The sequence below is a fragment of the Variovorax sp. VaC1 genome, assembly GCF_043658315.1.
GTDB lineage: Bacteria > Pseudomonadota > Gammaproteobacteria > Burkholderiales > Burkholderiaceae_C > Variovorax.
Window position 1 is genome coordinate 81,666 of the sequence record NZ_JBIGLT010000005.1, and the last position, 23,988, is coordinate 105,653.

Sequence of the window (23,988 nt, forward strand, 5' to 3'; positions counted from 1 at the left end):
TGACCGGCCAAAGAAAAAAGGCCCTTTGAAATTCAAAGGGCCTTTTAAATTGGTTGCGCGAGCAAGATTTGAACTTGCGACCTTTGGGTTATGAGCCCAACGAGCTACCAGGCTGCTCCATCGCGCGGCAAGATGGAATTATAACTTATTCTGCAGCGCCTTGGGCGGCATCTGCTTCTTTAATTTCAGGACGGTCGACCAGTTCGACCAGAGCCATCGGCGCGTTGTCGCCCACACGGAAACCCATTTTCAGGATACGCGTGTAGCCGCCCGGGCGAGCCGCAAAACGCGGGCCCAGATCGGCGAAGAGCTTGACGACGCTGTCGCGGTCGCGCAGGCGGTCGAAGGCCAGACGCTTGTTGGCGAGCGTGGGCTTCTTGGCGAGCGTGATCATCGGTTCGATGACGCGACGCAGTTCCTTGGCCTTGGGGACCGTGGTCTTGATGACTTCATGCTCGATGAGCGAATTCATCATGTTCTGCAGCATCGCAAGGCGGTGCGAGCTGGTGCGGTTGAGTTTGCGGAGTCCGTGTCCGTGACGCATGGTGCTTTCCTTTACTTTATAAAAACAGGCAGCCGTGTCAGGTACTGCCCGGTGCACTGGCCCTTTTCAGGGGGCCTCTTTCAAAAATTCAAATCAACGCTTGTCGAGACCGGCCGGCGGCCAGCTTTCGAGCTTCATACCCAAGGTCAGGCCGCGCGAAGCGAGGACCTCCTTGATTTCGTTGAGCGACTTGCGACCCAGATTCGGGGTCTTGAGCAGCTCGTTTTCGGTGCGCTGGATCAGATCACCGATGTAGTAGATGTTTTCGGCCTTCAGGCAGTTGGCCGAACGCACGGTGAGTTCGAGCTCGTCGACAGGGCGCAGCAGGATCGGGTCGAATTGCTGGGCGCTGCGCGGTGCCGGGGCATCGAATGCAGCCAGTTCGCCGCCTTCGAGCTGCGCGAACACGGCGAGCTGTTCGACCAGGATTTTAGCCGAAGCGCGCACGGCATCTTCAGCGGTGATCGCACCGTTGGTTTCGATCTCGACCAGCAGCTTGTCCAGGTCGGTACGCTGTTCGACACGGGCGCTTTCGACCGTGTAGCTCACGCGCTTGACGGGCGAGAACGAAGCGTCGAGAACGATACGGCCGATCGACTTGGTCGGCTCGTCGGCGTAGCGGCGCATCGTGCCGGGCACGTAGCCACGACCCTTTTCAACCTTGATCTGCATGTCGAGCTTGCCGCCTTGCGACAGGTGCGCGATCACGTGATCGGGGTTGATGATCTCGACGTCGTGCGGCGTCTGGATGTCCGATGCCAGCACCGGGCCTTCGCCGTCCTTGCGCAGGCTCAGCGTGACTTCGTCGCGGTTGTGGAGCTTGAACACCACGCCCTTGAGATTCAGAAGGATATTGACGACATCTTCCTGCACGCCGTCGATCGACGAGTACTCATGCAGAACGCCAGCGATCGTGACTTCGGTGGCCGAGTAGCCCACCATGGACGACAGCAGAACGCGACGCAGCGCGTTGCCGAGCGTGTGGCCGTAGCCGCGCTCGAAAGGCTCGAGCGTGACCTTGGCCTTGTTGGGGGCAAGTTGCTCGACCTGGATGGTCTTGGGTTTCAGCAGGGTGGTTTGCATGCAGACTTCCTCTCAATACCCCCGGCTCGTTACACCGGTAAGGCTGGTGAAGCACCTGATCCGCGGCAAAGCACGGAGCAGGAACGTGAACAACAATAACAATCTCCCGCACGCGCCACAGGGCGGGTGCGGGTAGAAAAAATCAACGCGAATACAGTTCGACGATCAGCGATTCGTTGATGTCGGCTGCGAATTCGTCGCGATCGGGGACCTTCTTGAAGGTGCCTTCGGCCTTGTCGGCATTCACATCGACCCAGGCCGGAATACCGACTTGCTGGGCGAGTTGCAGCGCTTCGGCGATGCGGTTCTGCTTCTTCGACTTGTCGCGCACGGCGATCACGTCACCAGTCTTGACCAGGTACGACGGGATGTTGACCGACTGGCCGTTCACCGTGATCGCCTTGTGCGACACAAGTTGACGTGCTTCAGCGCGGGTCGAGCCGAAGCCCATGCGGTAGACGACGTTGTCCAGGCGCGATTCGAGAATGAACAGCAGGTTGGCGCCAGTGTTGCCGCGGCGGCGGTCAGCTTCTTCGAAGTAGCGGCGGAATTGCTTTTCCAGCACGCCGTACATGCGCTTGACCTTCTGCTTTTCACGCAGTTGCAGACCGTAGTCCGACGTGCGCTGACCCGAAGTGCGACCGTGCTGGCCGGGCTTGGAATCGAACTTGGCCTTGTCTTGAATGGAGCGACGGGCGCTCTTCAGGAACAGGTCGGTGCCTTCACGGCGGGACAGTTTGGCCTTGGGGCCGAGGTAACGTGCCACGATTCTTCCTTTGTGTATCTGCCGCAGGTGCCTGCGGGAGCCATCTGCGAGACGCGGATGGCGGTGGGCTTAGTTAAAAAACAAATGCGCAGCCGCTCGAAAGCTGGCTGCGCCTTGCGGACTGACGATCAGATGCGGCGACGCTTCTGGGGACGGCAGCCGTTGTGCGGAACGGGCGTCACGTCGGCAATGGAATTGATCCGGATGCCGAGCGCAGCCAGTGCGCGCACCGACGATTCGCGACCAGGGCCCGGGCCCTTGATCTCGACGTCGAGGTTCTTGATACCTTGTTCGACAGCAGCACGGCCGGCCACTTCGGAAGCCACCTGCGCAGCGAACGGGGTCGACTTGCGCGAGCCCTTGAAGCCCTGGCCACCCGACGAAGCCCACGACAGGGCGTTGCCCTGGCGATCGGTGATCGTGATGATGGTGTTGTTGAACGAGGCATGCACGTGGGCGATACCGTCCGCAACGTTCTTGCGAACCTTCTTGCGAACGCGCTGTGCGGCGTTGTTTGCAGGTGCTTTAGCCATGCTGGTCTATCCTTATTTCTTCAGGGACTGCGCAGCCTTGCGCGGACCCTTGCGGGTGCGGGCGTTGGTGCGCGTGCGCTGGCCGCGCATCGGCAGGCCGCGACGGTGACGGAAGCCGCGATAGCAGCCGATGTCCATCAAACGCTTGATGTTCATCGTCGTCTCGCGACGCAGATCGCCTTCGATGGTGAACAGAGCGATCTGATCGCGGATCTTCTCGAGATCGCCGTCAGTCAGATCCTTGATCTTCTTCGAATATTCGATGCCGCTCGCTTCGCAGATTTGACGGGCGCGGGTGCGACCGATACCGAAAATGGCGGTCAGGCCGATTTCAGCGTGCTTGTGCGGCGGGATGTTGATGCCAGCAATACGTGCCATGTGCGTCCTCTAATACTCTTCAATCAACCCTGGCGCTGCTTGTGGCGCGGGTCGGTGCAAATCACACGCACCACACCTTTACGGCGGATGACCTTGCAATTACGGCAGATGGTTTTGACCGAAGCCGAAACTCTCATTTCATTCTCCTAAAACTGTTTAACGTGGCGGTACACCGCCCACTCACCCAATATTCTCAATACTGAAACTCACAGCCCTACGATGTCTTGAAGTTGGCCTTCTTCAGCAGCGATTCGTACTGCTGGGACATCATGTAGTTTTGCACCTGGGCCATGAAGTCCATCGTGACGACCACGATGATCAGCAGGGAGGTACCACCGAAGTAGAACGGCACGTTGTACTTCAGGATCAGGAACTCGGGCAGCAGGCAGACGAAGGTGATGTACACCGCGCCAGCCAACGTCAGGCGAACCAGAATCTTGTCGATATAGCGAGCGGTCTGGTCACCCGGGCGAATGCCAGGAATGAACGCACCACTCTTTTTCAGGTTGTCGGCCGTTTCCTTGCTGTTGAACACGAGTGCCGTGTAGAAGAAGCAGAAGAAAACGATCGCAGCGGCATACAGCAGCACGTAGATCGGCTCGCCCGGACGCAGAGCGCCAGCAATGTCCTTGATCCAGCGGAAGCCACCTTCACCGGTGCTGAACCAGCCAACCACCGTTGCGGGCAGCAGGATGATCGACGAAGCGAAGATCGGCGGGATCACGCCAGCCATGTTCAGCTTCAGGGGCAGGTGCGACGACTGACCGCCGTAGACCTTGTTGCCAACCTGGCGCCGCGCATAGTTCACGAGGATCTTGCGTTGGCCGCGTTCGACGAACACCACGAAGTAGGTAACCAGCACCACCACTGCGACGATGAAGAGCGCGACGATGACGTTCATGGCACCAGTACGCACCAGCTCCAGCAGTCCACCGATGGCGTTGGGCAAGCCGGCTGCGATACCTGCAAAGATCAGGATCGAGATACCGTTGCCAAGGCCGCGTTCAGTGATCTGCTCGCCGAGCCACATCAGGAACATCGAACCTGCCGTCAGGCTCACCATGGCAGTCAGGCGGAAGCCGAAGCCAGGGGAGATCACCAGACCAGCCGACGATTCGAGGGCCACTGCGATGCTGAACGACTGGAACAGGGCCAGACCCAGCGCGCCGTAGCGCGTGTACTGCGTGATCTTGCGGCGACCGGCCTCGCCTTCCTTCTTCAATTGCTCGAAGGTCGGAAGCACGTAGGTCATCAGCTGCATGATGATCGACGCCGAGATGTACGGCATGATCCCCAACGCGAACACGGTGAAGCGCGAAAGCGCACCGCCCGAGAACATGTTGAACAGGCTCAGAATGCCGCCCTGCTGGCCCTGGAACAACGCTGCCAGCTGGTCCGGGTTGATACCCGGCACAGGAATGTGCGCGCCAATCCGGTAGACCACGAGCGCGAGCAGCAAAAAGACGAGCCGACGACGAAGGTCGCCGAACTTGCCTGTTTTTGCGATCGTTGCCGCGTTAGTTGCCACGAAGAACTTCTTTCAGTCCGTTGGTGATCAGGCGATGCTGCCGCCGGCTGCTTCGATCGCAGCCTTGGCACCAGCGGTTGCACCCACGCCCGTCAGCTTGACGGCCTTGGTCAGTTCACCGGTCTTGACGATCTTGACGACCTTGGCGAGCTGACCCACGAGGCCGGCTTGCTTCAGCGCCAGGACGTCCACTTCGGCCAAGCCGAGCTGCTCGAGGGCAGTCAGCGTGACTTCGGCGTTGAACTTCAGCAGGTGCGACTTGAAACCACGCTTGGGCAGGCGACGTTGCAGCGGCATTTGGCCGCCTTCGAAACCAACCTTGTGGAAACCGCCAGCGCGCGACTTCTGACCCTTGTGACCGCGACCTGCGGTCTTGCCGATGCCAGAGCCGATACCGCGGCCAACGCGACGCTTTGCGTGCTTGGCGCCGGCTGCCGGCTTGATGCCATTGAGTTCCATATCAGTCTCTCTTACAGAACTTTGACCAGATAACTGATCTTGTTGATCATGCCGCGCACCGCTGGGGTGTCTTGCAGCTCGCTCACGCTGTTGAGCTTGCGCAGGCCGAGGCCACGCACGGTCGCGCGATGCGATTCCTTGGTGCCAATCGGGCTCTTGACCAATTGCACCTTGAGGGTTTGTTGTTGCGTCGTCATTTGAATGCTCTTCCGATTGCTTGCGCTCAGGCGAAGATTTCTTCGACGGTCAGGCCACGCTTGGCAGCCACTGCGGACGCGGTCGTCGAGTTCTTCAACCCGTCGAGCGTGGCGCGAACCATGTTGTAGGGGTTCGACGAACCATGGCTCTTGGCCACGATGTCGGTGATGCCCATGACTTCGAACACGGCGCGCATCGGGCCGCCGGCGATGATGCCGGTACCCTTGGGAGCCGGGTACATCACGACCGTCGAGGCGCCGTGGTGACCTTGCACCTGGTGATGCAGCGTGCCGTTCTTGATCGGAGCCTTGAACAGGTTGCGACGGGCTTCTTCCATCGCCTTCTGCACGGCAGCAGGCACTTCCTTCGACTTGCCCTTGCCCATGCCAACGCGGCCATCGCCGTCGCCGACCACGGTCAGTGCTGCGAAACCGAGGATACGACCACCCTTCACCACCTTGGTGACGCGGTTGATCGCGATCATCTTCTCGCGCAAACCGTCCTCAGGACCTTCGTTCTGCGTTCTTGCTTGAATCTTTGCCATTTTGAATCTCGTGTCCGATTAGAACTGCAGACCGGCTTCGCGGGCTGCCTCGGCCAGCGCCTTGACGCGGCCGTGGTAGGCGAAACCTGCGCGATCGAAAGCGACCTTCTCGACGCCGGCAGCCTTCGCCTTTTCAGCGATGCGCTTGCCGATGGCGGTGGCTGCAGCGGCATTGCCGCCCTTGCCCGAACCGCCGAGCGAGGCGCGCACTTCGGCTTCGGCCGTCGATGCGGTTGCGATCACCTTGGTACCGTCGTCGGAGATGACGGTGGCATAGATGTGCAGGTTGGTGCGGTTCACCGTCAGACGGGCCACGCCCTGCGTCGCGATGCGAATGCGGGTCTGGCGCGAGCGGCGAAGACGCTGTGCTTTTTTGGTCAACATCATTTTGCTGCCCCTTACTTCTTCTTGGTCTCTTTGATCACGATCTTCTCGTCCGCATAGCGGATGCCCTTGCCCTTGTAGGGCTCTGGCGGACGAACAGCGCGGATCTCAGCGGCGATTTGACCAACGCGCTGACGGTCAGCACCCTTGATCACGATTTCGGTCGGGGTCGCGGTGGCCACCGTGATGCCTTGCGGCATGTCGATGTTGACCGGGTGCGAATAACCGACTTGCAGGTTCAGCTTGTTGCTGGACGCTGCAGCCTTGTAGCCGACGCCGACCAGGTTGAGCTTCTTCTCGAAGCCCTTGGTCACGCCAACCACCATGTTGTTCACCAGCTGGCGCACGGTACCGCTCATCGCATTCGCTTCACGCGACTCGTTGGCGGGCTCGAAGCTCAGCTTGCCGTCATTGCTGACGACCTTGACCAGCGCATTGCGTGCCAGGTTGAGCGTGCCGCCCGTGCCCTTGACGCTGATCTGGTCTTCCTTGATCGACACATCCACGCCTGCGGGGATGGTGATCGGCATTTTTCCTACTCGGGACATTTCAGTAACTCCTCGATGTCTCGGTTAGGCGACGTAGCACAGAACTTCGCCACCGACACCGGTAGCGCGTGCCTTGCGGTCGGTCATCACGCCCTTGGGGGTCGTGACGATCGCAACGCCGAGGCCGTTCTGGACTTGCGGAATGGAACTGCTGGCCTTGTAGACACGCAGGCCGGGGCGGCTCACGCGCTCAATGCGCTCGATGACCGGACGGCCAGCGTAGTACTTCAGCGAGATTTCAAGCTCGCTCTTGCCGGCTTCGGTCTTGACCTGGAAGCCGTCGATGTAGCCCTCGTCCTTCAGGACTTGTGCGATCGCGATCTTCACCTTGGAAGACGGGACCGACACGGTGGGCTTCGCCACCATCTGCGCGTTACGGATACGCGTCAGCAGGTCGGCAATGGGATCACTCATGCTCATGTTGTTTGCTCCTGCCTGGCTTACCAGCTGGCCTTGGTGACACCGGGGATGTCGCCATTGAAAGCCAGTTCGCGGATCTTGGCGCGAGCCAGACCGAATTGACGGAAGGTGCCACGGGGGCGACCGGTGATTTCGCAACGGTTGCGCTGACGCGTGGGGTTCGCGTTGCGCGGGAGCTTCTGCAGGCCCAGGCGGGCAGCAGCGCGCTCTTCGTCGCTCTTCTTCACGTCGTTGGAAATTGCCTTCAGTTCCGCGTGCTTCGCAGCGAACTTGGCAACCAGCTTGTCGCGCTTGAGTTCGCGCTGGATCAAAGATGCTTTAGCCACAGATCACCTCAGTTCTTGAACGGGAAACGGAAACCAGCGAGAAGCGCCTTGGCTTCTTCGTCGGTCTTGGCCGTCGTCGTGATGCTGATATTGAGACCGCGCAGGGCATCGACCTTGTCGTACTCGATCTCAGGGAAAATGATCTGTTCCTTGACGCCGATGTTGTAGTTGCCACGGCCATCGAATGCACGACCGGAGATACCACGGAAGTCGCGAACGCGCGGCAGCGCGATGGTCACGAAGCGGTCCAGGAATTCGTACATGTGCACGCCACGCAGCGTGACCATGCAGCCGATCGGCTGGTTTTCGCGGATCTTGAAACCGGCGATAGCCTTCTTCGACTTGGTGACCACGGGCTTCTGGCCAGCGATCTTGGTCAGGTCGGCGACAGCGTTGTCGAGAACCTTCTTGTCGGCGACTGCTTCACCCACGCCCATGTTCAGGGTGATCTTGGTGAGGCGCGGAACCTGCATCGGCGATGTGTAGCCGAACTTTTCCGTCAGGTCTTTCGCGATCTTTTCGCGATAGTGTTGTTGGAGACGTGCCATGTGAGTACCTCTTAGGCGAACTTGATTTCGTCGCCGCTCGACTTGAAGACGCGAACAGCCACGCGCTTGCCGTCGGCACCCTGGGTGATCTTGATGCCCACGCGATCGGCCTTGCCGGTCGCGGCATTGAAGATCGCCACGTTGGATTGGTGAATGGGCATGGACTTCTCGACGATGCCACCGGTCGTACCCTTCAGGGGGTTCGGCTTGGTGTGCTTCTTGACGAGGTTCAGGCCGTCGATGACGACGTGCGAGTCGTCCTTGCGGAGCGACACGGTGCCGCGCTTGCCCTTGTCACGACCGGCCAACACGATGACCTGGTCGCCTTTGCGAATCTTGTTCATGGCGTTGTTGTCCTTACAGAACTTCAGGGGCCAGCGACACGATCTTCATGAACTTTTCGGTGCGCAGCTCGCGCGTCACCGGTCCGAAGATGCGGGTGCCGATAGGCTCCAGCTTGGCGTTGAGCAACACTGCAGCGTTGCCGTCGAATTTGACGAGCGAACCGTCGGCGCGACGGATGCCCTTGGCGGTACGGACCACCACTGCACTGTAGATCTCGCCCTTCTTGACGCGACCACGTGGAGCGGCTTCCTTGATGCTGACCTTGATGACGTCGCCCACGCTGGCATAACGCCGCTTGGAGCCACCGAGCACCTTGATACACAGGACGGATTTCGCGCCCGTGTTGTCGGCCACTTCGAGCCGGGATTCAGTTTGGATCATTTCTTGATATTCCCAACTTGTACCGATGTGCCTCCAGGAGGGAAGCACCGCGGTCAGTCTTGGGCCCGTCGTCTGCACCTCGAACCACTCGAGGCACTTCCGCTTTGGGCTGAAAGCTTCGCCTTTTGGAAGCGAAGCCCGCGATTGTTGCACGCAGTCGTGCTGATGTCAACAACCCCATTACACCACCATGCGCTGGCACTAGACTCCGGGGCGTGCGCAATCCTGCGAATTCCCCTTTGTCGCCCCCTGTGCTTGCCCGCCGTCGCCTCCTGGCGGGCGCGACGGGGCTGCTGGCGCTGGGCCTGGGCGGTTGCGGGAGTGCAACCCCAACGCCAGACCCAGGCCGGCTGAGACGCATCGCGGAAACACGCTGGCCGCACCGTCTTTCAATAGAGGGCACCACGGCCGGGGGCCTCTCGGGCGTCGACTACGATCCGTTGCGAGGTGAGTACCTGCTCATCAGCGATGACCGGTCAGCTCTGGCGCCCATCCGTTACTACGTCGCTCGCTGGCCCCAGCCGGAGGCCGCTCCACCCGCCCCTGCGGGCGTGGTGTTGCTGCAACGCCCGGGCGGCGGCCCCTGGCCCAACCGGCGCCAGGCCCTCGATGGCCTTCCGGTCCCCGACCCCGAAGCCCTCCGATTGCGGCCCGGCACCAACACTGTGTTGTGGACCAGCGAAGGCGACATCGCCCGCGGTTTCGGCCCCGCCCTGTATGAATCAGCGCGCGACGGCCGCTTCTTGCGCGAATTCGCCCTGCCCGCGATGTTCGCCGCCGACCCGACGGAGCGCCGCGGTCCGCGCGACAACCTGACTTTCGAGGGCCTGGCCCTCACCCCCGATGGCCGGTTCGCCTGGCTGGGGATGGAAAACGCCCTGATCCAGGACGGCCCCGTGCCCACCACCGGCGCCCGGGGCGGCCCCTGCCGCTTCACCCAGCTCGACCTGGAGACCGGAAAAGCCACCCGCCAGATCGCCTACATACCCGACGCCATCCCGCTACGCCCGCTGGTTCCGGGCACCTACGCCGACAACGGCGTGAGCGAGATCCTCATGCTCGACGCCCACCGCATGCTGGTGCTGGAGCGCGCCTATGCGGCCGGCGCGGGCAATTCGCTGCGTCTCTATGAGATAGACACCCGCGCGGCCAGCGACGTGCTGGCCGTCGATGCATTGGTGCCCGGCAACCACCGGCCGGCCGCCAAGACCCTCGTGGCCGACTTCGCCGCGCTCGGCCTGTCCCGTCTCGACAACACCGAGGGCATGTGCTGGGGGCCGCCGCTGCCCAATGGCAAGCGCATGCTGGTGGTCGTGAGCGACGACAATTTCAATCCCCTGCAAGTCACCCAGTTCGCTGCCTTCGAATACACCGACCGACCATGACCATCGCCGTGACCTTCCTCCCCCGCACCGCCCCCGCGCCGCTGCCGCCCGTCGCCTTCATCGGCGGCGGCAACATGGCCAGCGCCATCATCGGCGGGCTGATCCAGCAAGGCGCCCCGGCGGACGCGTTCGAGGTGGTCGAGCCCTTCGAGGAAGCCCGCACGAAGCTGGCGCAGTCCTTCGGCATCGTGGCGAAGGCCGAGGCCGGCGACAGCCTGTCGCGCTGCGCTGTCGTGGTGTGGGCGGTGAAACCCCAGACCTTCGCCGAGGCGGCCAAGTCCGTGCGCGCATTTGCCGCGAACGCCTTGCACCTGAGCGTGGCCGCGGGCATCCCGTCAGACAGCATCGCCCGCTGGCTCGGCACCGAGCGCGTGGTGCGCGCCATGCCCAACACGCCCGCGCTGGTGGGCAAGGGCATGACCGGCCTTTTCGCGCGCCCGGCCGTCGCGAGTGCGGACAGGGCGCTTGTCGCGCAGCTGCTGGCGCCCACCGGCGAGCTGATCTGGGTCGACGCCGAACCCGCGCTCGACGCAGTGACCGCGATGTCGGGCTCGGGCCCGGCCTACGTGTTCTATTTCATCGAGGCCATGACCGAAGCCGGCGTCGAGATGGGCCTGACGCCCGACCAGGCCCAGCGGCTGGCCATTGGCACCTTCACCGGCGCCTCGGCCCTCGCGCACAGCGCGACCGAGCCGCCCTCGGTGCTGCGCGAGCGCGTGACCTCCAAGGGCGGCACCACCTACGCGGCGATCACCTCGCTGCAGGGCGCGGACGTCAAGGCGCAGTTCAAGACCGCGATCCGCGCAGCGCAGAAGCGCGCGGCCGAGCTGGGCGAGGAATTCGGCCGCGGCTGAGCGCACGCGCAAGCCGACATTCGTCAGGCCGGGACCGGGACGGCCTCCACCACCCGCAGGCTGCGCGAAAACAGCGGCAGCAGCGACGCCGCCATCAGCAGCGCGGGCACGATGCCGAACAGCCACATCATCGCGGCGAGCGCTGAAGCCGGCTGCGCCACGGCCTCGCCGGTCGAGGGAATGAAGCCGCTCCAGCCCAGCACCAGCCCCGACAGCATGGCGCCCAGCGCCAGCCCGATCTTTTCCCAGCCGACCCACACGCCCGTGAAGGCACCGTCGCGGTTCTTGCCGCTGTGCCGCCGATGCTCGTCGATCACATCCGGCAGCAGCGAAAAGCCGAAGACCTGCCCCGCCGAAAAGCCGACACCCGCCAGCACCGCGCCGATCACCAGCACGGCCATCGACGTCGACAGGCCCAGCACCGACAGCAGAAAGCCGACCACGCCGATGCAGGTTCCCAACGCGAAGCAGGTGCGCTTGGGCAGGCGCCGCGCGACCATCGACCAGAGCACCATCGCGATCACGCTCGCCAGCGTCATCACGCCGAAGTACAGCGCAAGGAAGTTGCCGCCCAGCGGGCTCAGGTACTTGCCCACATACGCCAGCATGGTCGAGTTGGCGCTCTGCGCCAGCATCTGCAGCCCGTAGGCCAGCGCCAGCATCACGAAGGCCCGCTCGCCCAGCACCGTGCGCAGCTGCGCCGACAGGCTCGTGGCGTCCGTCGCGCCCTGCAGCAGCGGCATGCGGCGCGTGCCGAGCACGGTGACCAGCATGGCGATGAGGCACAGTGCGCCCACGCCCCACCCGACCACGCCATAGGCCTTCGCCGTGCCGCCCAGCGCCTTCAGCACCTCGGGCCAGCCCACGGCGGCGATCAACAGGCTCAGCCCCAGGAAGCCCATGCGCAGCGCGACGAGGCGCGTGCGTTCGTGCCGGTCGCCGGTGATCTCGCCAAGCAGCGCGGTGTACGGCACGCTGAACAGCGCATAGCCCGTCGTCGCCAGCACGAACATGAGCGTCACGTAGACCCAGCGCGCCTGCGGCGTGTCGAGCGCCGGCACGTTGAACACCAGCGCGATGCCGCTCGACAGCAGCACCGCGCCCAGCAGCATGAACGGGTGGCGCCGGCCCCAGCGCGTTTCGGCGCGGTCCGAGCGCAGCCCGATGTACGGGTCGGTCAAAAACTCCCACAGCTTGGGCAGCAGCAGCGTGAACGACGCCCACGCGGCCGCGATGCCCAGGTGGTCGGTCATGAAGAACAGCAGAAAGAGCTGCGGCACCACCAGGAAGCTGCCGGTGCCCAACGTGGCGAACCCATAGGCCACGCGCACGCGCAAGGCCAGCGGCTGCGTGGCCGCGATCGGTGTGGTGATGGTCATGCGGGCCTCGGTTCGGCGGGGAACACGGCAAGCGGCTCGCGCCCTGCCACGGCGGTGCGGGCGCGCGCCTTGAGCGCCAGCCGGTCGACCTTGCCGATGGGCAGCATCGGCAGGTCGCGGACGATCTCGATGTGCTTGGGCAGTTTGTAGTTGGCCAGCCGCTCGCGCAGCATGGCCTTCAGCGCGGCCGGGCTGCCGTCGCCCTTTTGCGTGACGACGAAGGCGTAGCCCACCTCGACGTAGTCATCGTCCGGCACCGGCACCACCACGGCCATCGCGACGGGCGCGAGCGCTTCCAGGGCCTGCTCGATCTCGAGCGGATAGACGTTGTAGCCGCCCGACTTGAACATCTCCTTGCTGCGCCCCACCAGCCTGACGCGGCCTTCGGGCGTCACGACGGCGATGTCGCCGGTGCGGAACCAGCCGCCTTCCGCGAAGGCCTCGGCGGTGGCATCGGGGCGTTGGAAGTAGCCCGTGAAGAGCCAATCGCCATGCAGCTGGATCTCGCCGGCGGTGCCCTTGGGACAGGGGCGCCCCACATCATCTGCCAGGCGCCATCCAATGCGTGAATCGAAGCGGCCGACGGTGCCGGCGATGGTCTCGGCGTCGTCGTTCATGTCGGTGAAGGTCGAGAAACCCATCGCCTCGGTCAGCCCGTAGCCGTTCATCACGGGCCGGCCCGTCACCTCCTGCAGCAGCCGCACCAGCGGCAGCGGCGGCTGGTTGCCGGCCAGGATGATCTTCTGCAGGCTCGAATAGTCGGTGCTGCGAAAGCGCGGCGAACGGCTGATGGCAAGGAACATCGCGGGCACGCCGCCGATCATGGTCAGGCGATGCGTCTCGATGGCCCGCAGCATCGCGTCGGGGTCAAAGTCGGGCTGGAACACCACGGTCGTTCCCGTCACCACGCAGTTGGTGCACAGGTCCACCACGCAACCGACGTGATTGACCGGCAGGTTGCACAGCGTGCGCCCCTGCCCCTCGACACCGAAGTGCACCGGGTCGTTGGTAACCGGCGCGATGAACACGATGCCGCGGTGCGTGAGCTGCGCGCCCTTCGGCGTGCCGGTCGTGCCCGAGGTGTAGACCAGCAGCGCCGTGTCTTGCCCGCGCACGGCATCGCGCGCCGCCTGCAGGCGCTCGGGCGCCACGTCCTTTCCGGTCCTTGCGAAGGCGTCGAGCCTGCGGCTGGACACGACCCAGCAACTGCCCTCAGCGCGCTCGGCCAGCGCCTCGATCTTGCGCACATGCGCCGGTTCGTCGTCGAGCAGGCCGAACAGCAGCGTGGGCTTGCAGTCGGCCATGATCACCGCGAGTTCGGCCTCGGTGTACTTGGGGTTCAGGCCCACGTAGATGCCACCGACGCTGGAGATCGCAAGAAACAGCGCCATGAACGCGGGGCAAGGCTTGGCGTAGACGGCCACGCGCTGGCCCGGTGCGAGCCCGTGCGCCAGCAGCGCGCTCGCCAGCGCATCGACCCACGCTTGCGCCTGGGCGAACGAGATGTGTTGATCGCCGTCGACCCATGCGTCGGTGTCGCCGCGGGTACGTGCGTGGTGCGCCAGCCAGGCGTCGGCGCGGGGCAGTTCAGGCAGCGGCATGGTCCGGCTCCCCGCTCTCGGTCAGCGCACGCGGCCCGAGAAAGAACAACCAGTCGGCCGCCAGCGTGACGGTGCCGTCTTCCAGCTCGAGCAGCACCTCTTCCTTCAGCAGGAAGCTGTCGTTGGGCCTAGGCGTGACCTCCGAGATGCGCACGCGCGCCCGGAAGCGCGCGCCGACCGGCATCGGCCGCACGAAGCGCAGCCGGTCGAAGCCGTAGTTCAGTGCATGGTTCATGTCGAAGGACACCAGCGTGCGCATCGCCTCGCCACTCAGCTTGATGAGGTGCGACACCTGGAAGAAGCCCTGCACGATGGTGCCGCCGTAAGAGGCCTCGCGGGCCGCGCGCTGCGGGTCGAGATGAATCCATTCGCCGGTGCCGTCGCCCGACAGATCCGCGTAGCGGTCGACCATGTCCTGGGTGATGCGGTGCCACTCGGACACGCCCTCCTGGCCGATCTTCTGTTGCATTCGGGCCAGCGCGGCGGCGGTCGATGGTGAGGTTTCAGCGGTCTGCATGGGGTCTTCGTCTCCTTCGGTTTTTCGGCATTCACATAACACTTGTTATGTTTTCGATAAAATATAACAAGCGTTATGTGGATGCGCAATAGGGATTCGACAGACCGCCATCCTCCTGTAGAGTCGTCGCACACCGGAGAGCGTTACCTTGGGAAAGACAACAGAAGCACAGGCACCGAAGCCACAGGCCGACAGGCGCGAAGCCATCGTCCACGCCGCCTGGCGCATGGCCGCCACAGGCGGGCTGGCCGCGGTCACGATCCGTTCGATCGCCGGCGAGATCGGGTTCACCACCGGCATCGTGATGCATCACTTCCCCACGAAGGAAGCGATCCTGGAAGAGATGATCGAACGCCTGTACCGCGGCCTGTTCGACGACTACCGTGCTGCCATCGAGCATGCGCCGACCGGGCGGCGGCTCGAACGCATGCTGCTGTCCTGCCTGCCGCTCAAGCCCCACACCGCCTTCGGCTGGAAGCTCTCGATCGTGCTTCAGAGCGAAGCGCTGCGTTCACCCGTCATCGCGAAGATGCAGCAGCGCCACTACCGCGTGTATGAAGACGACATGATGCGAGAGCTGGTGCAGCTGCAGGCAGACGGGCAGATCCCCGCGAAAACCGACCTTGCCTTCGCCATGTCCCGGCTGATCGCGCTGGTGGAAGGCATCGGCGCCACCTACGCGCTGCGGCCGCGCGCCATGCCGATCAAGCTGCAGCGCCAGCTCGTGCTCGACGAACTCGAGCGACTGCAGGCGCAGCCGCGCAGCTAGCGGTTAGCGAATCGCGTAGCCGGCCACGATGCCGACGAACACCGCGAAGCCCAGCCAGTGGTTCTCGCGGAAGGCCTTGAAGCAACCCTCGCGCGTGCGCTCGCGGATCAGGCGCCAATGCCAGAACGCCTGCGCCACGGCCGCAGCGATGCCTGCGTAGAACAGAGCGCCTAGAGAACGGCTGCTGCCGGCCCAGATCCAGACCGCCAGGAAGATCGCATAGCTCAGCATCACCGCCGCCACATCGAAGCGGCCGAAGGTGATGGCCGAAGTCTTCATGCCGATCTTGAGGTCGTCGTCGCGGTCGACCATCGCGTATTCGGTGTCGTAGGCCAGCACCCAGAACAGGTTGCCCGCGAGCAGCAGCCAGGCAAACCACGGCACCGTCGACTGCACGGCCGCGAACGCCATCGGAATGCCGAAGCTGAAGGCGATGCCCAGCACCGCCTGCGGGATCGACACGAAGCGCTTGGCGAAGGGATAGATCAGCGTGATCGCCAGCGCCGCGAACGACCACAGCACCGTCGTGCGGTTGGTGGTGAGCACGAGCCCGAAAGACACCAGCGCCAGCACCACGCCGAGGCCCAGCGCTTCCTTGACCGACATCGCGCCGCTGGTCACGGGGCGCTGGGCGGTGCGCTTCACGTGGCGGTCGAAATCGCGGTCGGCCACGTCGTTCACGCAGCAGCCCGCGCTGCGCATGAGGAAGGTGCCGAGCGTGAACACCACGATCAGGTGCCAGCCCGGCCAGCCGTCGGCGGCAAACCAGAGCGCACCCAGCGTGGGCCACAACAGCAGCAGCCAGCCGGCGGGACGGTTCCAGCGGATCAGGTCGAGGTAGAGCGCAAAACGACGGGCAAGCATGCGGGTGGCCGAACGGGCGGGAAAAAAAAGAGCGGCCATTGTGCCGCTCTTGGGGTTTCGCGAAGACGCCGGGGTGCGCTCAGTCTTCCAGCAGCGAACGCAGCATCCAGGCGGTCTGGTCGTGCACGGTGCAGCGCGCGGTCAACATGTCGGCCGTCGGGTCGTCGCCGGCTTCTTCGGCCACGGGAATGAATTCGCGTGCGATGCGCGACACGGTCTCGTGGCCCTTCACCAGGATGCGCACCATATCCATGGCCTTGGGCGGGGTCTGCGGCACGTCGGGCACGGTGGCGATCTTGCTGAACTCGGCATACGAGCCGGGCGCGTAGTGGCCAAGGGCGCGGATGCGTTCCGCGAGCACGTCGGTGGAGTTCCACAGCTCGGTGTACTGGCCCATGAACATCGCGTGCAGCGAGTTGAAGTGCGGGCCCGTCACGTTCCAGTGGAAGTTGTGCGTCGTGAGGTACAGCGTGTACGTGTCGGCCAGCACGCGGCTCAGGCCTTCGGCAATGGCCGCGCGGTCCTGGCGTTCGATGCCGATGTTGATGATCGGCGCGTTGCGGCTGCCCGACTCCTGCGCGACCACGGCGCGGCCCTTCTTGGGCACCTTGCCGGCGGAGGAAGCGGGCGACGATTTCTTCGAGGCTTTGGCCATGGCGAGAACTCTTTCTTCAAGTTGGGATGTGAACGAGTGATTCTCGAAGCCGCGCTGCGGCTTCGCAACAGCCTCACTCTATCCCAGCGATGAGCGATTCAAAACAGCCGCCGCGTAGGCCAATTCCTCGAATCTCTATGAGAGACGCTTGACGCCCGGCAGCTCGCACGCATAGATCGCGTTGCGCAGCGCGGCGATGGCTTCATAGCGCGTGAAGGTGCGGCGCCATGCGAGCACCACGCGGCGCGTGGGCGGATCGCGATCGTGCGCGTCGCGCACCGGCAGGTAGCGCACCATCTGCTCGGGCTCCTTGCGGCCCTTGACCTTGGGCTTGAGCGCCTCGGCCGGCACCGACAGGCGCGGCACCAGCGTCACGCCCATGCCCGAGGCCACCATGTGCTTGATGGTTTCGAGCGACGAGCCCTCGAAGCTCTTGCGGATGCCTTCGGCGTTGCTGGAGAAGCGCGCGAACTCGGGGCACACCTCGAGCACATGGTCGCGAAAGCAGTGGCCCGTGCCCAGCAGCAGCATCGTTTCGTTCTGCAGCTCTTCGGAGGTGATCGATTCGCGGTCGGCGAACTTGTGTTTGGTCGGCAGCGCCGCCATGAAGGGCTCGTCGTACAGCGGTGCCATCGCAAGGCCCGTATCGGGAAAAGGCTCGGCCATGATGGCGCAGTCGATCTCGCCGGCGCGCAGCATCTCGAGCAGCTTGGCGGTGAAGTTCTCCTGCAGCACCAGCGGCATCTGCGGTGTACGTGCGATCACCTGGCGTACCAGGTCGGGCAGCAGGTACGGCCCGATGGTGTAGATCACGCCCAGGTTCAGCGGGCCGGCCAGCGGGTCTTTGCCGCGCTTGGCGATTTCCTTGATGCTGGCGGCCTGGTCGAGCACGCTTTGCGCCTGCTGCACGATCTGCTCGCCGAGCGGCGTGACGGTCACTTCGCCGGCGCTGCGCTCGAAGAGCTTGACCTCGAGCTCGTCCTCGAGTTTCTTGATGGCCACCGAGAGAGTCGGTTGGGAGACGTAGCAGGCCTCGGCCGCCTTGCCGAAGTGCCGTTCGCGGGCTACTGCGACGATGTATTTGAGTTCGGTGAGAGTCATAGCTTGCGTCAATTATGCGCAAGCATGTGTGACCCGGCACGAGCGGGGTTTAAGCCGCCTGCCCGGGCGCCTTCAGCCGATGGTCGCGATCGCCACACCCGCCGCCACGTAAGCCCCCGCCGCGGCCGACATCGCGATGCGCCCCGCGCGGTGCGCCACGACCTGCATCTCCATCTTCATCGCTTCCATCACGGCGATGACGGTGCCTTGCGCGACCTCGTCGCCATCGGCGACCTTCCAGCCTTGCAGGGTGCCCGAGACCGGCGCGGGCACGGCGGCCGCATCTGCCACCGGCGCCGCAGCCAGAGGCACGGCACCCGCAGCGCCAACAGCGGCCGACGACAACCCACGCAGCAGCTCAGGCGGCAGGCCCAGCGACATGCGGCGCCCGCCCACCTCGATGGCCGTGCGGTGCAGCGTGGTGTCCGACATGGGCTCGGGCCGCTCGGCTGCGATCTCGGTGTTCGCGAAATCGGTTTCGATCCAGCGCGTGTGCACCCTGAAGGCGTCTTCCGACACGAAGTCCGGGTGCGCCATGGCCGCTCGGTGAAACGGCAGCACCGTCGCCAGGCCCTCGATGCGGAATTCCTTGAGCGCGCGGCGCGCCCGCGCAATCGCCTGCGTACGCGTGGCACCGGTGACGATCAGCTTGGCCATCAGCGAATCGAAAGTGCCCGGCACGGTCGAGCCGGCCACCACGCCCGTATCGACGCGAATGCCAGGACCCGAGGGCGCGTCGAACACCTTGACCGGCCCCGGCGAAGGCAGAAAGCCACGGCCCACGTCTTCGGCGTTGATGCGGAACTCGAAGGAATGGCCGCGCGGCGCCGGCGTCCGCGTGATCGACAACGGCAGGCCGTCGGCAATGCGCAGCTGCTCGATCACGAGGTCGATGCCGGTGGTTTCCTCGGTCACCGGATGCTCGACCTGCAGCCGCGTGTTGACTTCGAGGAACGAGATCGCACCGCTCGCGCTGAGCATGAACTCGACCGTGCCCGCACCGGTGTAGCCGGCCTCGGCGCAGATGTCGCGCGCCGACTGGTGGATGCGCTCGCGCTGCGCATCGCTGAGGAAGGGCGCGGGCGCCTCTTCCACCAGCTTCTGGTTGCGCCGCTGCAGCGAACAGTCGCGCGTGCCGAGCACCACCACGTTGCCGTGCGTGTCGGCGATGACCTGCGCTTCGACATGGCGCGGCCGGTCGAGAAACTGCTCGACATAGCACTCGCCGCGACCGAAGGCGGTCACGGCCTCGCGCACCGCCGATTCGTACAGCCCCGCGACTTCGTCCATGCGCCACGCGACCTTGATGCCGCGGCCGCCACCGCCGAACGCGGCCTTGATGGCCACCGGCAGGCCGTGCTTCTCTGCGAAGGCCAGCACTTCGCTCGCGTCCTTCACCGGATCGGCGGTACCGGCCACCAGCGGCGCGCCGACCTGCATCGCGAGCTTGCGCGCCTGCACCTTGTCGCCCAGGCGGGCGATGGCGGACGGCGACGGGCCGATCCAGACCAGGCCGGCGTCGATGACCGCCTGCGCGAAGGCCGCGCTTTCGGAGAGGAAGCCGTAGCCGGGGTGCACCGCGTCGGCGCCGCTGCGCTTGGCGACCGCGAGCAGCTTGCCGATGTTCAGGTAGGTGTCGGCGGGGCGGTTGCCGTCCAGGCCGTAGGCCTCGTCGGCCATGCGCGCGTGCAGCGCATCCAGATCGGCGTCGGCGTAGACGGCGACCGATGGCACGCCGTAGTCGGCACAGGCGCGTGCGATGCGCACGGCGATTTCGCCACGGTTGGCGATCAGGACTTTTTTCATCGGAAGACTCTCGATCTCAAGGTTCGACGGGGTCGAGGCCGCAGCCCTGGCCCGCAATGGGTTGGAAGCGGACGCGCGCGTTCACGGGGATCTGCCCCGCCCGGTCCAGGTGGTGGGTGGCGACGGAGGCGATCACGGGGTAGCCGCCGGTCAGCGGGTGATCGGCCAGGAACAGCACGGGCTGGCCGCTCGGCGGCACCTGGATCGAGCCCCGGGCCGTGCCCTCGCTGGGCAGCTCGGACGCATTCGCGCGCACCAGCGCCTGCTCGCCCGCCAGCCGGATGCCGACGCGATTCGACTGCGGCGTGACCACCCACGGCTGGCCGCACAGGCGCTCGACCGCATCGGCCGTGAACCAGTCGGTGCGCGGGCCGAGCACGATGTCGAGCAGGACCTCTTCGTGCACGGTGGGCAGATCGGCTGGCGCCACCTCGGGCGCGCCGACGACGGCGCCGGATGCGACCGCGCGCACCGGCAGCACATCGCCCGTGGCCAACGCGGGCGGGCCGATGCGGGCCAGCGTGTCGGTGGCGCAGCTGCCGAGCACGGGTGCGATGGCGAAGCCACCCCGCACCGCCAGGTAGCTGCGGATGCCGGCGCTGGGCTCGCCCAGCGTCACGACGTCGCCATCGGCCAGCGCGACGGGCTGGTGGCGCGGCAACGGCCACTGCGCGCCATCGGCGCGGGTCAGCGAGAGCGGCCCGTCGGCGCCGGTGATGGCGATCACGGCCTCGCCACGGCAGGCGAACTGAAAGCCGCCGTAGGCGATCTCGACGCAGGCCGTGTCGGACGCATTGCCGACCAGCCGATTCGCCGCCTGCAGCGCCTGCTGGTCCATCGCACCGGAGGCGGACACGCCCTGCTTCGCCTGCCCGTGGCGGCCACGGTCCTGCCACAGCGCCTGCAGTCCGGTGGCGCGCACTTCGAAGGCACAGCCACCTTCAGCGACAGCAGGCACGGGCGCCACCGCGGCTTGCTGAACCACAGGCAACGACACCTGCGATGCCGTGACATCCACGAAGCGCACCGTGTCGCCAGGCTGCAGCAACGCCGGTGTTTCACGCGCCAGGTCCCACATCGGCGCCTCGGTCACGCCGATGATCTGCCAGCCGCCCGGGCTGGCCTGCGGGTACACGCCGCTGAAGCTGCCCGCGAGACCCACCGCGCCCGCGGGAATGCGGGTGCGCGGCACCGCGCGCCGTGGCACGTTCAGGCTGGGGTGACCGCCGGCGAGGTAGGCGAAGCCGGGCGCAAAGCCGGTGAAGGCGACGGTGTAGTCGCTGCCCGTGTGACGGCGCACCACTTCGTCGGGCGTGATGCCCAGCAGGCCGGCCACTTCGGCCAGGTCCTCGCCGGTGTAGCGCACGGGAATCTCGATGCGCTTGTCGACACGCGTCTCGCGGGCATCCAGGCTGCGCTGCCCGATCTCGCGTGCGAGCGCCGCTGCCGAAATCGCGGCGGGCCGAAAGCTGACGAGGATCGTGCGCGCAGCGGGCACCAGTTCTTCGACGCCTGCGATGGGCTCGGCGCGCAGCGACGCCAGCAGCGCGAGCGTCTGGGCCAGGTCGTCGAGCTCGACCAGCACCGCATTCAGGTTGACCGGCAGGAAGCGCATCGTCATGCGGCGGCCGCTTCCGTGGATGCGACGAAGGGCCGGATCGTCACGCCGGCCGCCTCGAGCCGCTCGCGCACGCGGCGCGCCATCTCGACCGCGCCCGGGCTGTCGCCGTGCACACAGACCGAGTCGGCCTGGATGCGCACCATGCTGCCGTCGATGGCGGTGACCACGCCATCGCTGGCCAGCCGCAGCATGCGCTCGGCCACGTCCTGCGCGTCGTGCAGCACGGCGCCGGGTTCGCGGCGCGACACCAGCGTGCCTTGCGGCGTGTAGGCGCGGTCGGCAAAGGCCTCGGCCACCGCGCGCAGGCCCTGCGCCTCGGCCCAGCCCAGCAGCGGTGAACCCGCCAGCGCCACGAGGCACAGACCGGGGTCGACCTCGCGGATGGCCGCGATGACGTCGCACGCCTGGCGCTCGTCGTGGGCGATGGTGTTGTAGAGCGCGCCGTGCGGCTTCACATAGCGCACGGTGGTGTCGGCCGCCGCGGCCAGGCCCTTCAGCGCGCCGATCTGGTAGATCACGTCGGCGCGCAGGTCGGCGCTGTCCACGTCCATGTTGCGGCGCCCGAAGCCCACCAGGTCGCGGTAGGCCACGTGGGCGCCGACCGCGACGCCGCGCTCCTTCGCCTGGCGCAGCGTGCGCAGGATGCCCGCGGGGTCGCCCGCATGGAAGCCGCAGGCCACGTTGGCGCTGCTCACGATACCCAGCATGGCGGCGTCGTCGCCCATGCGCCAGACCCCCAGGCTTTCGCCGAGGTCGCTGTTCAAGTCGATGTTCATCGTTGGTCTCCGGCGTGCGATGCACGCCTTGGGGTCAATGCAGGCGGCCTGCGGTCTCGCGCACGTCATTGCGCACCGTGAGCGCGGTGCGGATCGCCACGCGCATCGCGTCCACCTGCGTGGACAGCGCCATGCTGGCCACGCCCGGCTTGGACGCCGCCTGCTCAGGCAGGTAGGGCACGTGGATAAAGCCGCCGCGCGCGTGCGCCAGCGCCGGACGCGTCGCGAGCCGATGCATCAGCGCGTAGAAGATGTGGTTGCACACGAAAGTGCCGGCACTGTTCGACACGGCCGCGGGCAGGCCCGCCGCGCGCATGTCGCGCACCATGGCCTTGATCGGCAGCGTCGTGAAGTAGGCCGCCGGGCCGTCTTTGAACACGGGAAGATCGATGGGCTGCTGTCCGACGTTGTCGGGGATGCGCGCGTCATCGATGTTCAGCGCGGCGCGCTCCATCGAAATTTCAGTGCGCCCGCCCGCCGCGCCGAGGCACAGCACCAGCTGCGGAGGCGGGCCTGTCAACGCGGCGTCGAGCGTGTCGATGGCACGGCCGAACACGCAGGGCAACTGCAGCGCCTGCACGGTGGCGCCTTCGCAGGTCCAGCCGTCGAGCGCGCGCGCGATTTCCCAGGCGGGGTTGACGGGATCGTTCTCGAAGGGCTCGAAGCCCGCGACCAGCACGCGCGGGGCCGAACCGTCTGTCGTCTTGCGCAGGTCCATCAGCGGAACATCAGGAAGTACAGCAGGAAGATGTTGACCACCAGCAGCGCGGCCGCGGTCGGTATCTGCACCTTGATCACCGCGTTCTTGTCGGGCAGCTCCAGCAGCGCCGCCGGCACGATGTTGAAGTTGGCCGCCATCGGCGTCATGAGCGTGCCGCAGTAGCCCGAGAACATGCCGATGGCCGCCATCACGGCCGGGTCGCCGTGGTACACGCCCACCAGCACCGGCACGCCGACGCCGCCCGTCATCACCGGGAAGGCCGCGAAGCCGTTGCCCATGATGATGGTGAACAGCGCCATGCCCAGCACGTAGACCACCACCGCCACGAAGCGGATGTCCATGTTGATGTAGCTGGTGGTGATGTACGCCACCGCCTTGCCCACGCCGGCGTCGGAGAACACCAGGCCCAGCATGCCCAGCATCTGCGGCAGCACCACGGCCCAGCCGAGCGCGTCGGTCAGGCGGCGCGATTCGCGCATGCCCTGCACCGGGGTTTCGCGCGTCAGCCAGCAGGCCAGCGCCAGCGCCACCACGCAGCCCACGCCCAGGCTCACCAGCGTGGTGTTCTTGGGGTCGAGCAGGAAGGCGTCGCCGATCTTGACCTTGCTCATCAGCACGGTGCCGATGACCGTGACCAGCGGAATCGCCAGCGCCGGCATGAAGAGCTTGTTGCCCAGCCGCGTGGCGCTGGCCTGGTATTGCTCGGGCGTGGGTTCGCGGTGCTTGCCCGCGCCCACGCCGCGCATGCCGGCGATGACGGCCATGGCGATGGCGCCGACGCCGACCCACGCGGGCGGCAGCTTGTCGCCGATCAGGAAGACCAGCGAATAGAGGCCCCAGAACAGCGCGCTCGTGTAGCGCTTGGGGTGCTTGGTGTCGGTCAGCGTCATGATCGCCGTGATGGCGAGGATGAGGCCGACCAGGATGTACAGGTGCTGGATCGACAGGATCATG

The 23,988-nt window shown here is 65.5% G+C and carries 31 protein-coding genes and 1 tRNA gene; 3 read left to right on the top strand and 29 right to left on the bottom strand.

What is annotated here, in order from left to right; translation table 11 throughout:
* Positions 1-50 precede the first annotated feature (50 nt).
* The 18 genes from ACGLHS_RS20290 to rplN form a co-directional block, all read right to left on the bottom strand.
* Positions 51-127 (bottom strand) — tRNA-Met (locus ACGLHS_RS20290).
* A gap of 18 nt (positions 128-145) precedes the next feature.
* Positions 146-544 (bottom strand): 50S ribosomal protein L17, encoded by a 399-nt coding sequence (rplQ, locus tag ACGLHS_RS20295; protein WP_093243007.1) that lies wholly within the window; start codon positions 542-544, stop codon positions 146-148.
* 93 nt (positions 545-637) lie between these two features.
* Complete coding sequence (locus tag ACGLHS_RS20300; RefSeq protein WP_093059385.1) at positions 638-1,627, bottom strand: DNA-directed RNA polymerase subunit alpha; 990 nt, start codon at positions 1,625-1,627, stop codon at positions 638-640.
* A gap of 142 nt (positions 1,628-1,769) precedes the next feature.
* The gene (gene rpsD, locus ACGLHS_RS20305; protein WP_394482666.1) at positions 1,770-2,393 is read right to left on the bottom strand and encodes a 30S ribosomal protein S4; all 624 of its coding nucleotides are present in this window, start codon (positions 2,391-2,393) and stop codon (positions 1,770-1,772) included.
* A gap of 128 nt (positions 2,394-2,521) precedes the next feature.
* A complete protein-coding gene (gene rpsK / locus ACGLHS_RS20310; protein ID WP_009124825.1) occupies positions 2,522-2,926 on the bottom strand; it encodes a 30S ribosomal protein S11 in 405 nt (134 codons plus the stop codon).
* 12 nt (positions 2,927-2,938) lie between these two features.
* Entirely contained in the window at positions 2,939-3,304 is a 366-nt protein-coding gene (gene rpsM, locus ACGLHS_RS20315) for a 30S ribosomal protein S13 (RefSeq protein WP_093243005.1), read from the bottom strand.
* 23 nt (positions 3,305-3,327) lie between these two features.
* Complete coding sequence (gene rpmJ, locus ACGLHS_RS20320; RefSeq protein WP_013544106.1) at positions 3,328-3,441, bottom strand: 50S ribosomal protein L36; 114 nt, start codon at positions 3,439-3,441, stop codon at positions 3,328-3,330.
* Positions 3,442-3,518: 77 nt separating this feature from the next.
* Positions 3,519-4,832, bottom strand: a complete 1,314-nt coding sequence (gene secY / locus ACGLHS_RS20325) for a preprotein translocase subunit SecY (protein ID WP_093243003.1) — start codon at positions 4,830-4,832, stop codon at positions 3,519-3,521.
* Positions 4,833-4,859: 27 nt separating this feature from the next.
* Positions 4,860-5,291, bottom strand: coding sequence for a 50S ribosomal protein L15 (rplO, locus tag ACGLHS_RS20330; RefSeq protein WP_394482672.1), 432 nt, complete (start codon positions 5,289-5,291; stop codon positions 4,860-4,862).
* 11 nt (positions 5,292-5,302) lie between these two features.
* On the bottom strand, positions 5,303-5,488 hold the full coding sequence (gene rpmD, locus ACGLHS_RS20335) for a 50S ribosomal protein L30 (RefSeq protein WP_009124818.1): 186 nt from the start codon (positions 5,486-5,488) through the stop codon (positions 5,303-5,305).
* A gap of 26 nt (positions 5,489-5,514) precedes the next feature.
* A complete protein-coding gene (gene rpsE / locus ACGLHS_RS20340; protein WP_093242999.1) occupies positions 5,515-6,033 on the bottom strand; it encodes a 30S ribosomal protein S5 in 519 nt (172 codons plus the stop codon).
* A gap of 18 nt (positions 6,034-6,051) precedes the next feature.
* Positions 6,052-6,417 carry a 50S ribosomal protein L18 gene (rplR, locus tag ACGLHS_RS20345; RefSeq protein ID WP_093243465.1) on the bottom strand — a complete coding sequence of 122 codons (366 nt, stop codon included), beginning with the start codon at positions 6,415-6,417 and terminating at the stop codon, positions 6,052-6,054.
* Between the two features lie 14 nt (positions 6,418-6,431).
* Positions 6,432-6,965: a 50S ribosomal protein L6 gene (rplF, locus tag ACGLHS_RS20350; protein WP_093242997.1), complete on the bottom strand. Its 534-nt coding sequence runs from the start codon at positions 6,963-6,965 to the stop codon at positions 6,432-6,434.
* Positions 6,966-6,989: 24 nt separating this feature from the next.
* Complete coding sequence (gene rpsH, locus ACGLHS_RS20355) at positions 6,990-7,385, bottom strand: 30S ribosomal protein S8 (protein ID WP_093242995.1); 396 nt, start codon at positions 7,383-7,385, stop codon at positions 6,990-6,992.
* 20 nt (positions 7,386-7,405) lie between these two features.
* Positions 7,406-7,711 (bottom strand): 30S ribosomal protein S14, encoded by a 306-nt coding sequence (rpsN, locus tag ACGLHS_RS20360; RefSeq protein WP_042577476.1) that lies wholly within the window; start codon positions 7,709-7,711, stop codon positions 7,406-7,408.
* A gap of 8 nt (positions 7,712-7,719) precedes the next feature.
* Positions 7,720-8,259: a 50S ribosomal protein L5 gene (gene rplE, locus ACGLHS_RS20365; RefSeq protein WP_093196100.1), complete on the bottom strand. Its 540-nt coding sequence runs from the start codon at positions 8,257-8,259 to the stop codon at positions 7,720-7,722.
* 11 nt (positions 8,260-8,270) lie between these two features.
* Entirely contained in the window at positions 8,271-8,603 is a 333-nt protein-coding gene (gene rplX, locus ACGLHS_RS20370) for a 50S ribosomal protein L24 (protein WP_093242993.1), read from the bottom strand.
* 13 nt (positions 8,604-8,616) lie between these two features.
* Positions 8,617-8,985, bottom strand: coding sequence for a 50S ribosomal protein L14 (gene rplN, locus ACGLHS_RS20375; protein ID WP_009124801.1), 369 nt, complete (start codon positions 8,983-8,985; stop codon positions 8,617-8,619).
* A gap of 239 nt (positions 8,986-9,224) precedes the next feature.
* Here rplN and ACGLHS_RS20380 point away from each other — a divergent pair, with 239 nt between their 5' ends.
* The gene (locus tag ACGLHS_RS20380; protein ID WP_394482680.1) at positions 9,225-10,370 is read left to right on the top strand and encodes an esterase-like activity of phytase family protein; all 1,146 of its coding nucleotides are present in this window, start codon (positions 9,225-9,227) and stop codon (positions 10,368-10,370) included.
* A complete protein-coding gene (gene proC / locus ACGLHS_RS20385) occupies positions 10,367-11,224 on the top strand; it encodes a pyrroline-5-carboxylate reductase (protein WP_093242989.1) in 858 nt (285 codons plus the stop codon). The genes ACGLHS_RS20380 and proC overlap by 4 nt, the downstream gene beginning before the upstream one ends.
* Positions 11,225-11,247: 23 nt before the next feature.
* On the opposite strand, the gene ACGLHS_RS20390 is transcribed toward proC, so the two are convergent.
* The 3 genes from ACGLHS_RS20390 to ACGLHS_RS20400 are packed head-to-tail and all read right to left on the bottom strand — an operon-like array spanning position 11,248 to position 14,721.
* Complete coding sequence (locus ACGLHS_RS20390; RefSeq protein WP_394482682.1) at positions 11,248-12,603, bottom strand: MFS transporter; 1,356 nt, start codon at positions 12,601-12,603, stop codon at positions 11,248-11,250.
* Positions 12,600-14,204 carry a class I adenylate-forming enzyme family protein gene (locus ACGLHS_RS20395; protein WP_394482684.1) on the bottom strand — a complete coding sequence of 535 codons (1,605 nt, stop codon included), beginning with the start codon at positions 14,202-14,204 and terminating at the stop codon, positions 12,600-12,602. The genes ACGLHS_RS20390 and ACGLHS_RS20395 overlap by 4 nt, the downstream gene beginning before the upstream one ends.
* On the bottom strand, positions 14,191-14,721 hold the full coding sequence (locus ACGLHS_RS20400; protein ID WP_394482686.1) for a MaoC/PaaZ C-terminal domain-containing protein: 531 nt from the start codon (positions 14,719-14,721) through the stop codon (positions 14,191-14,193). Before ACGLHS_RS20400 ends, ACGLHS_RS20395 begins: the two co-directional genes overlap by 14 nt.
* A 148-nt stretch (positions 14,722-14,869) precedes the next feature.
* On the opposite strand from ACGLHS_RS20400, the gene ACGLHS_RS20405 reads away from it, so the two are divergent.
* Complete coding sequence (locus tag ACGLHS_RS20405) at positions 14,870-15,490, top strand: TetR/AcrR family transcriptional regulator (RefSeq protein ID WP_394482689.1); 621 nt, start codon at positions 14,870-14,872, stop codon at positions 15,488-15,490.
* A gap of 3 nt (positions 15,491-15,493) precedes the next feature.
* Here ACGLHS_RS20405 and ubiA read toward each other — a convergent pair whose 3' ends face one another.
* From ubiA to ACGLHS_RS20445, 8 genes are all read right to left on the bottom strand, one after another.
* Positions 15,494-16,354 (bottom strand): 4-hydroxybenzoate octaprenyltransferase, encoded by an 861-nt coding sequence (gene ubiA, locus ACGLHS_RS20410; RefSeq protein ID WP_394483522.1) that lies wholly within the window; start codon positions 16,352-16,354, stop codon positions 15,494-15,496.
* A gap of 79 nt (positions 16,355-16,433) precedes the next feature.
* On the bottom strand, positions 16,434-17,009 hold the full coding sequence (locus tag ACGLHS_RS20415; RefSeq protein WP_093242977.1) for a Dps family protein: 576 nt from the start codon (positions 17,007-17,009) through the stop codon (positions 16,434-16,436).
* Between the two features lie 135 nt (positions 17,010-17,144).
* Entirely contained in the window at positions 17,145-18,110 is a 966-nt protein-coding gene (locus tag ACGLHS_RS20420; protein WP_021012935.1) for a LysR substrate-binding domain-containing protein, read from the bottom strand.
* A 72-nt stretch (positions 18,111-18,182) separates the two neighbouring features.
* On the bottom strand, positions 18,183-19,916 hold the full coding sequence (locus ACGLHS_RS20425) for an acetyl/propionyl/methylcrotonyl-CoA carboxylase subunit alpha (RefSeq protein ID WP_394482692.1): 1,734 nt from the start codon (positions 19,914-19,916) through the stop codon (positions 18,183-18,185).
* Between the two features lie 16 nt (positions 19,917-19,932).
* Positions 19,933-21,531, bottom strand: coding sequence for a 5-oxoprolinase subunit PxpB (pxpB, locus tag ACGLHS_RS20430; protein ID WP_394483524.1), 1,599 nt, complete (start codon positions 21,529-21,531; stop codon positions 19,933-19,935).
* Positions 21,532-21,533: 2 nt separating this feature from the next.
* A complete protein-coding gene (locus tag ACGLHS_RS20435; RefSeq protein WP_394482694.1) occupies positions 21,534-22,313 on the bottom strand; it encodes a LamB/YcsF family protein in 780 nt (259 codons plus the stop codon).
* A gap of 34 nt (positions 22,314-22,347) precedes the next feature.
* Positions 22,348-23,031: a pyroglutamyl-peptidase I gene (pcp, locus tag ACGLHS_RS20440; RefSeq protein WP_394482697.1), complete on the bottom strand. Its 684-nt coding sequence runs from the start codon at positions 23,029-23,031 to the stop codon at positions 22,348-22,350.
* Positions 23,031-23,987 (bottom strand): DUF979 domain-containing protein, encoded by a 957-nt coding sequence (locus ACGLHS_RS20445; protein WP_093242833.1) that lies wholly within the window; start codon positions 23,985-23,987, stop codon positions 23,031-23,033. The genes pcp and ACGLHS_RS20445 overlap by 1 nt, the downstream gene beginning before the upstream one ends.
* Position 23,988 lies beyond the last annotated feature (1 nt).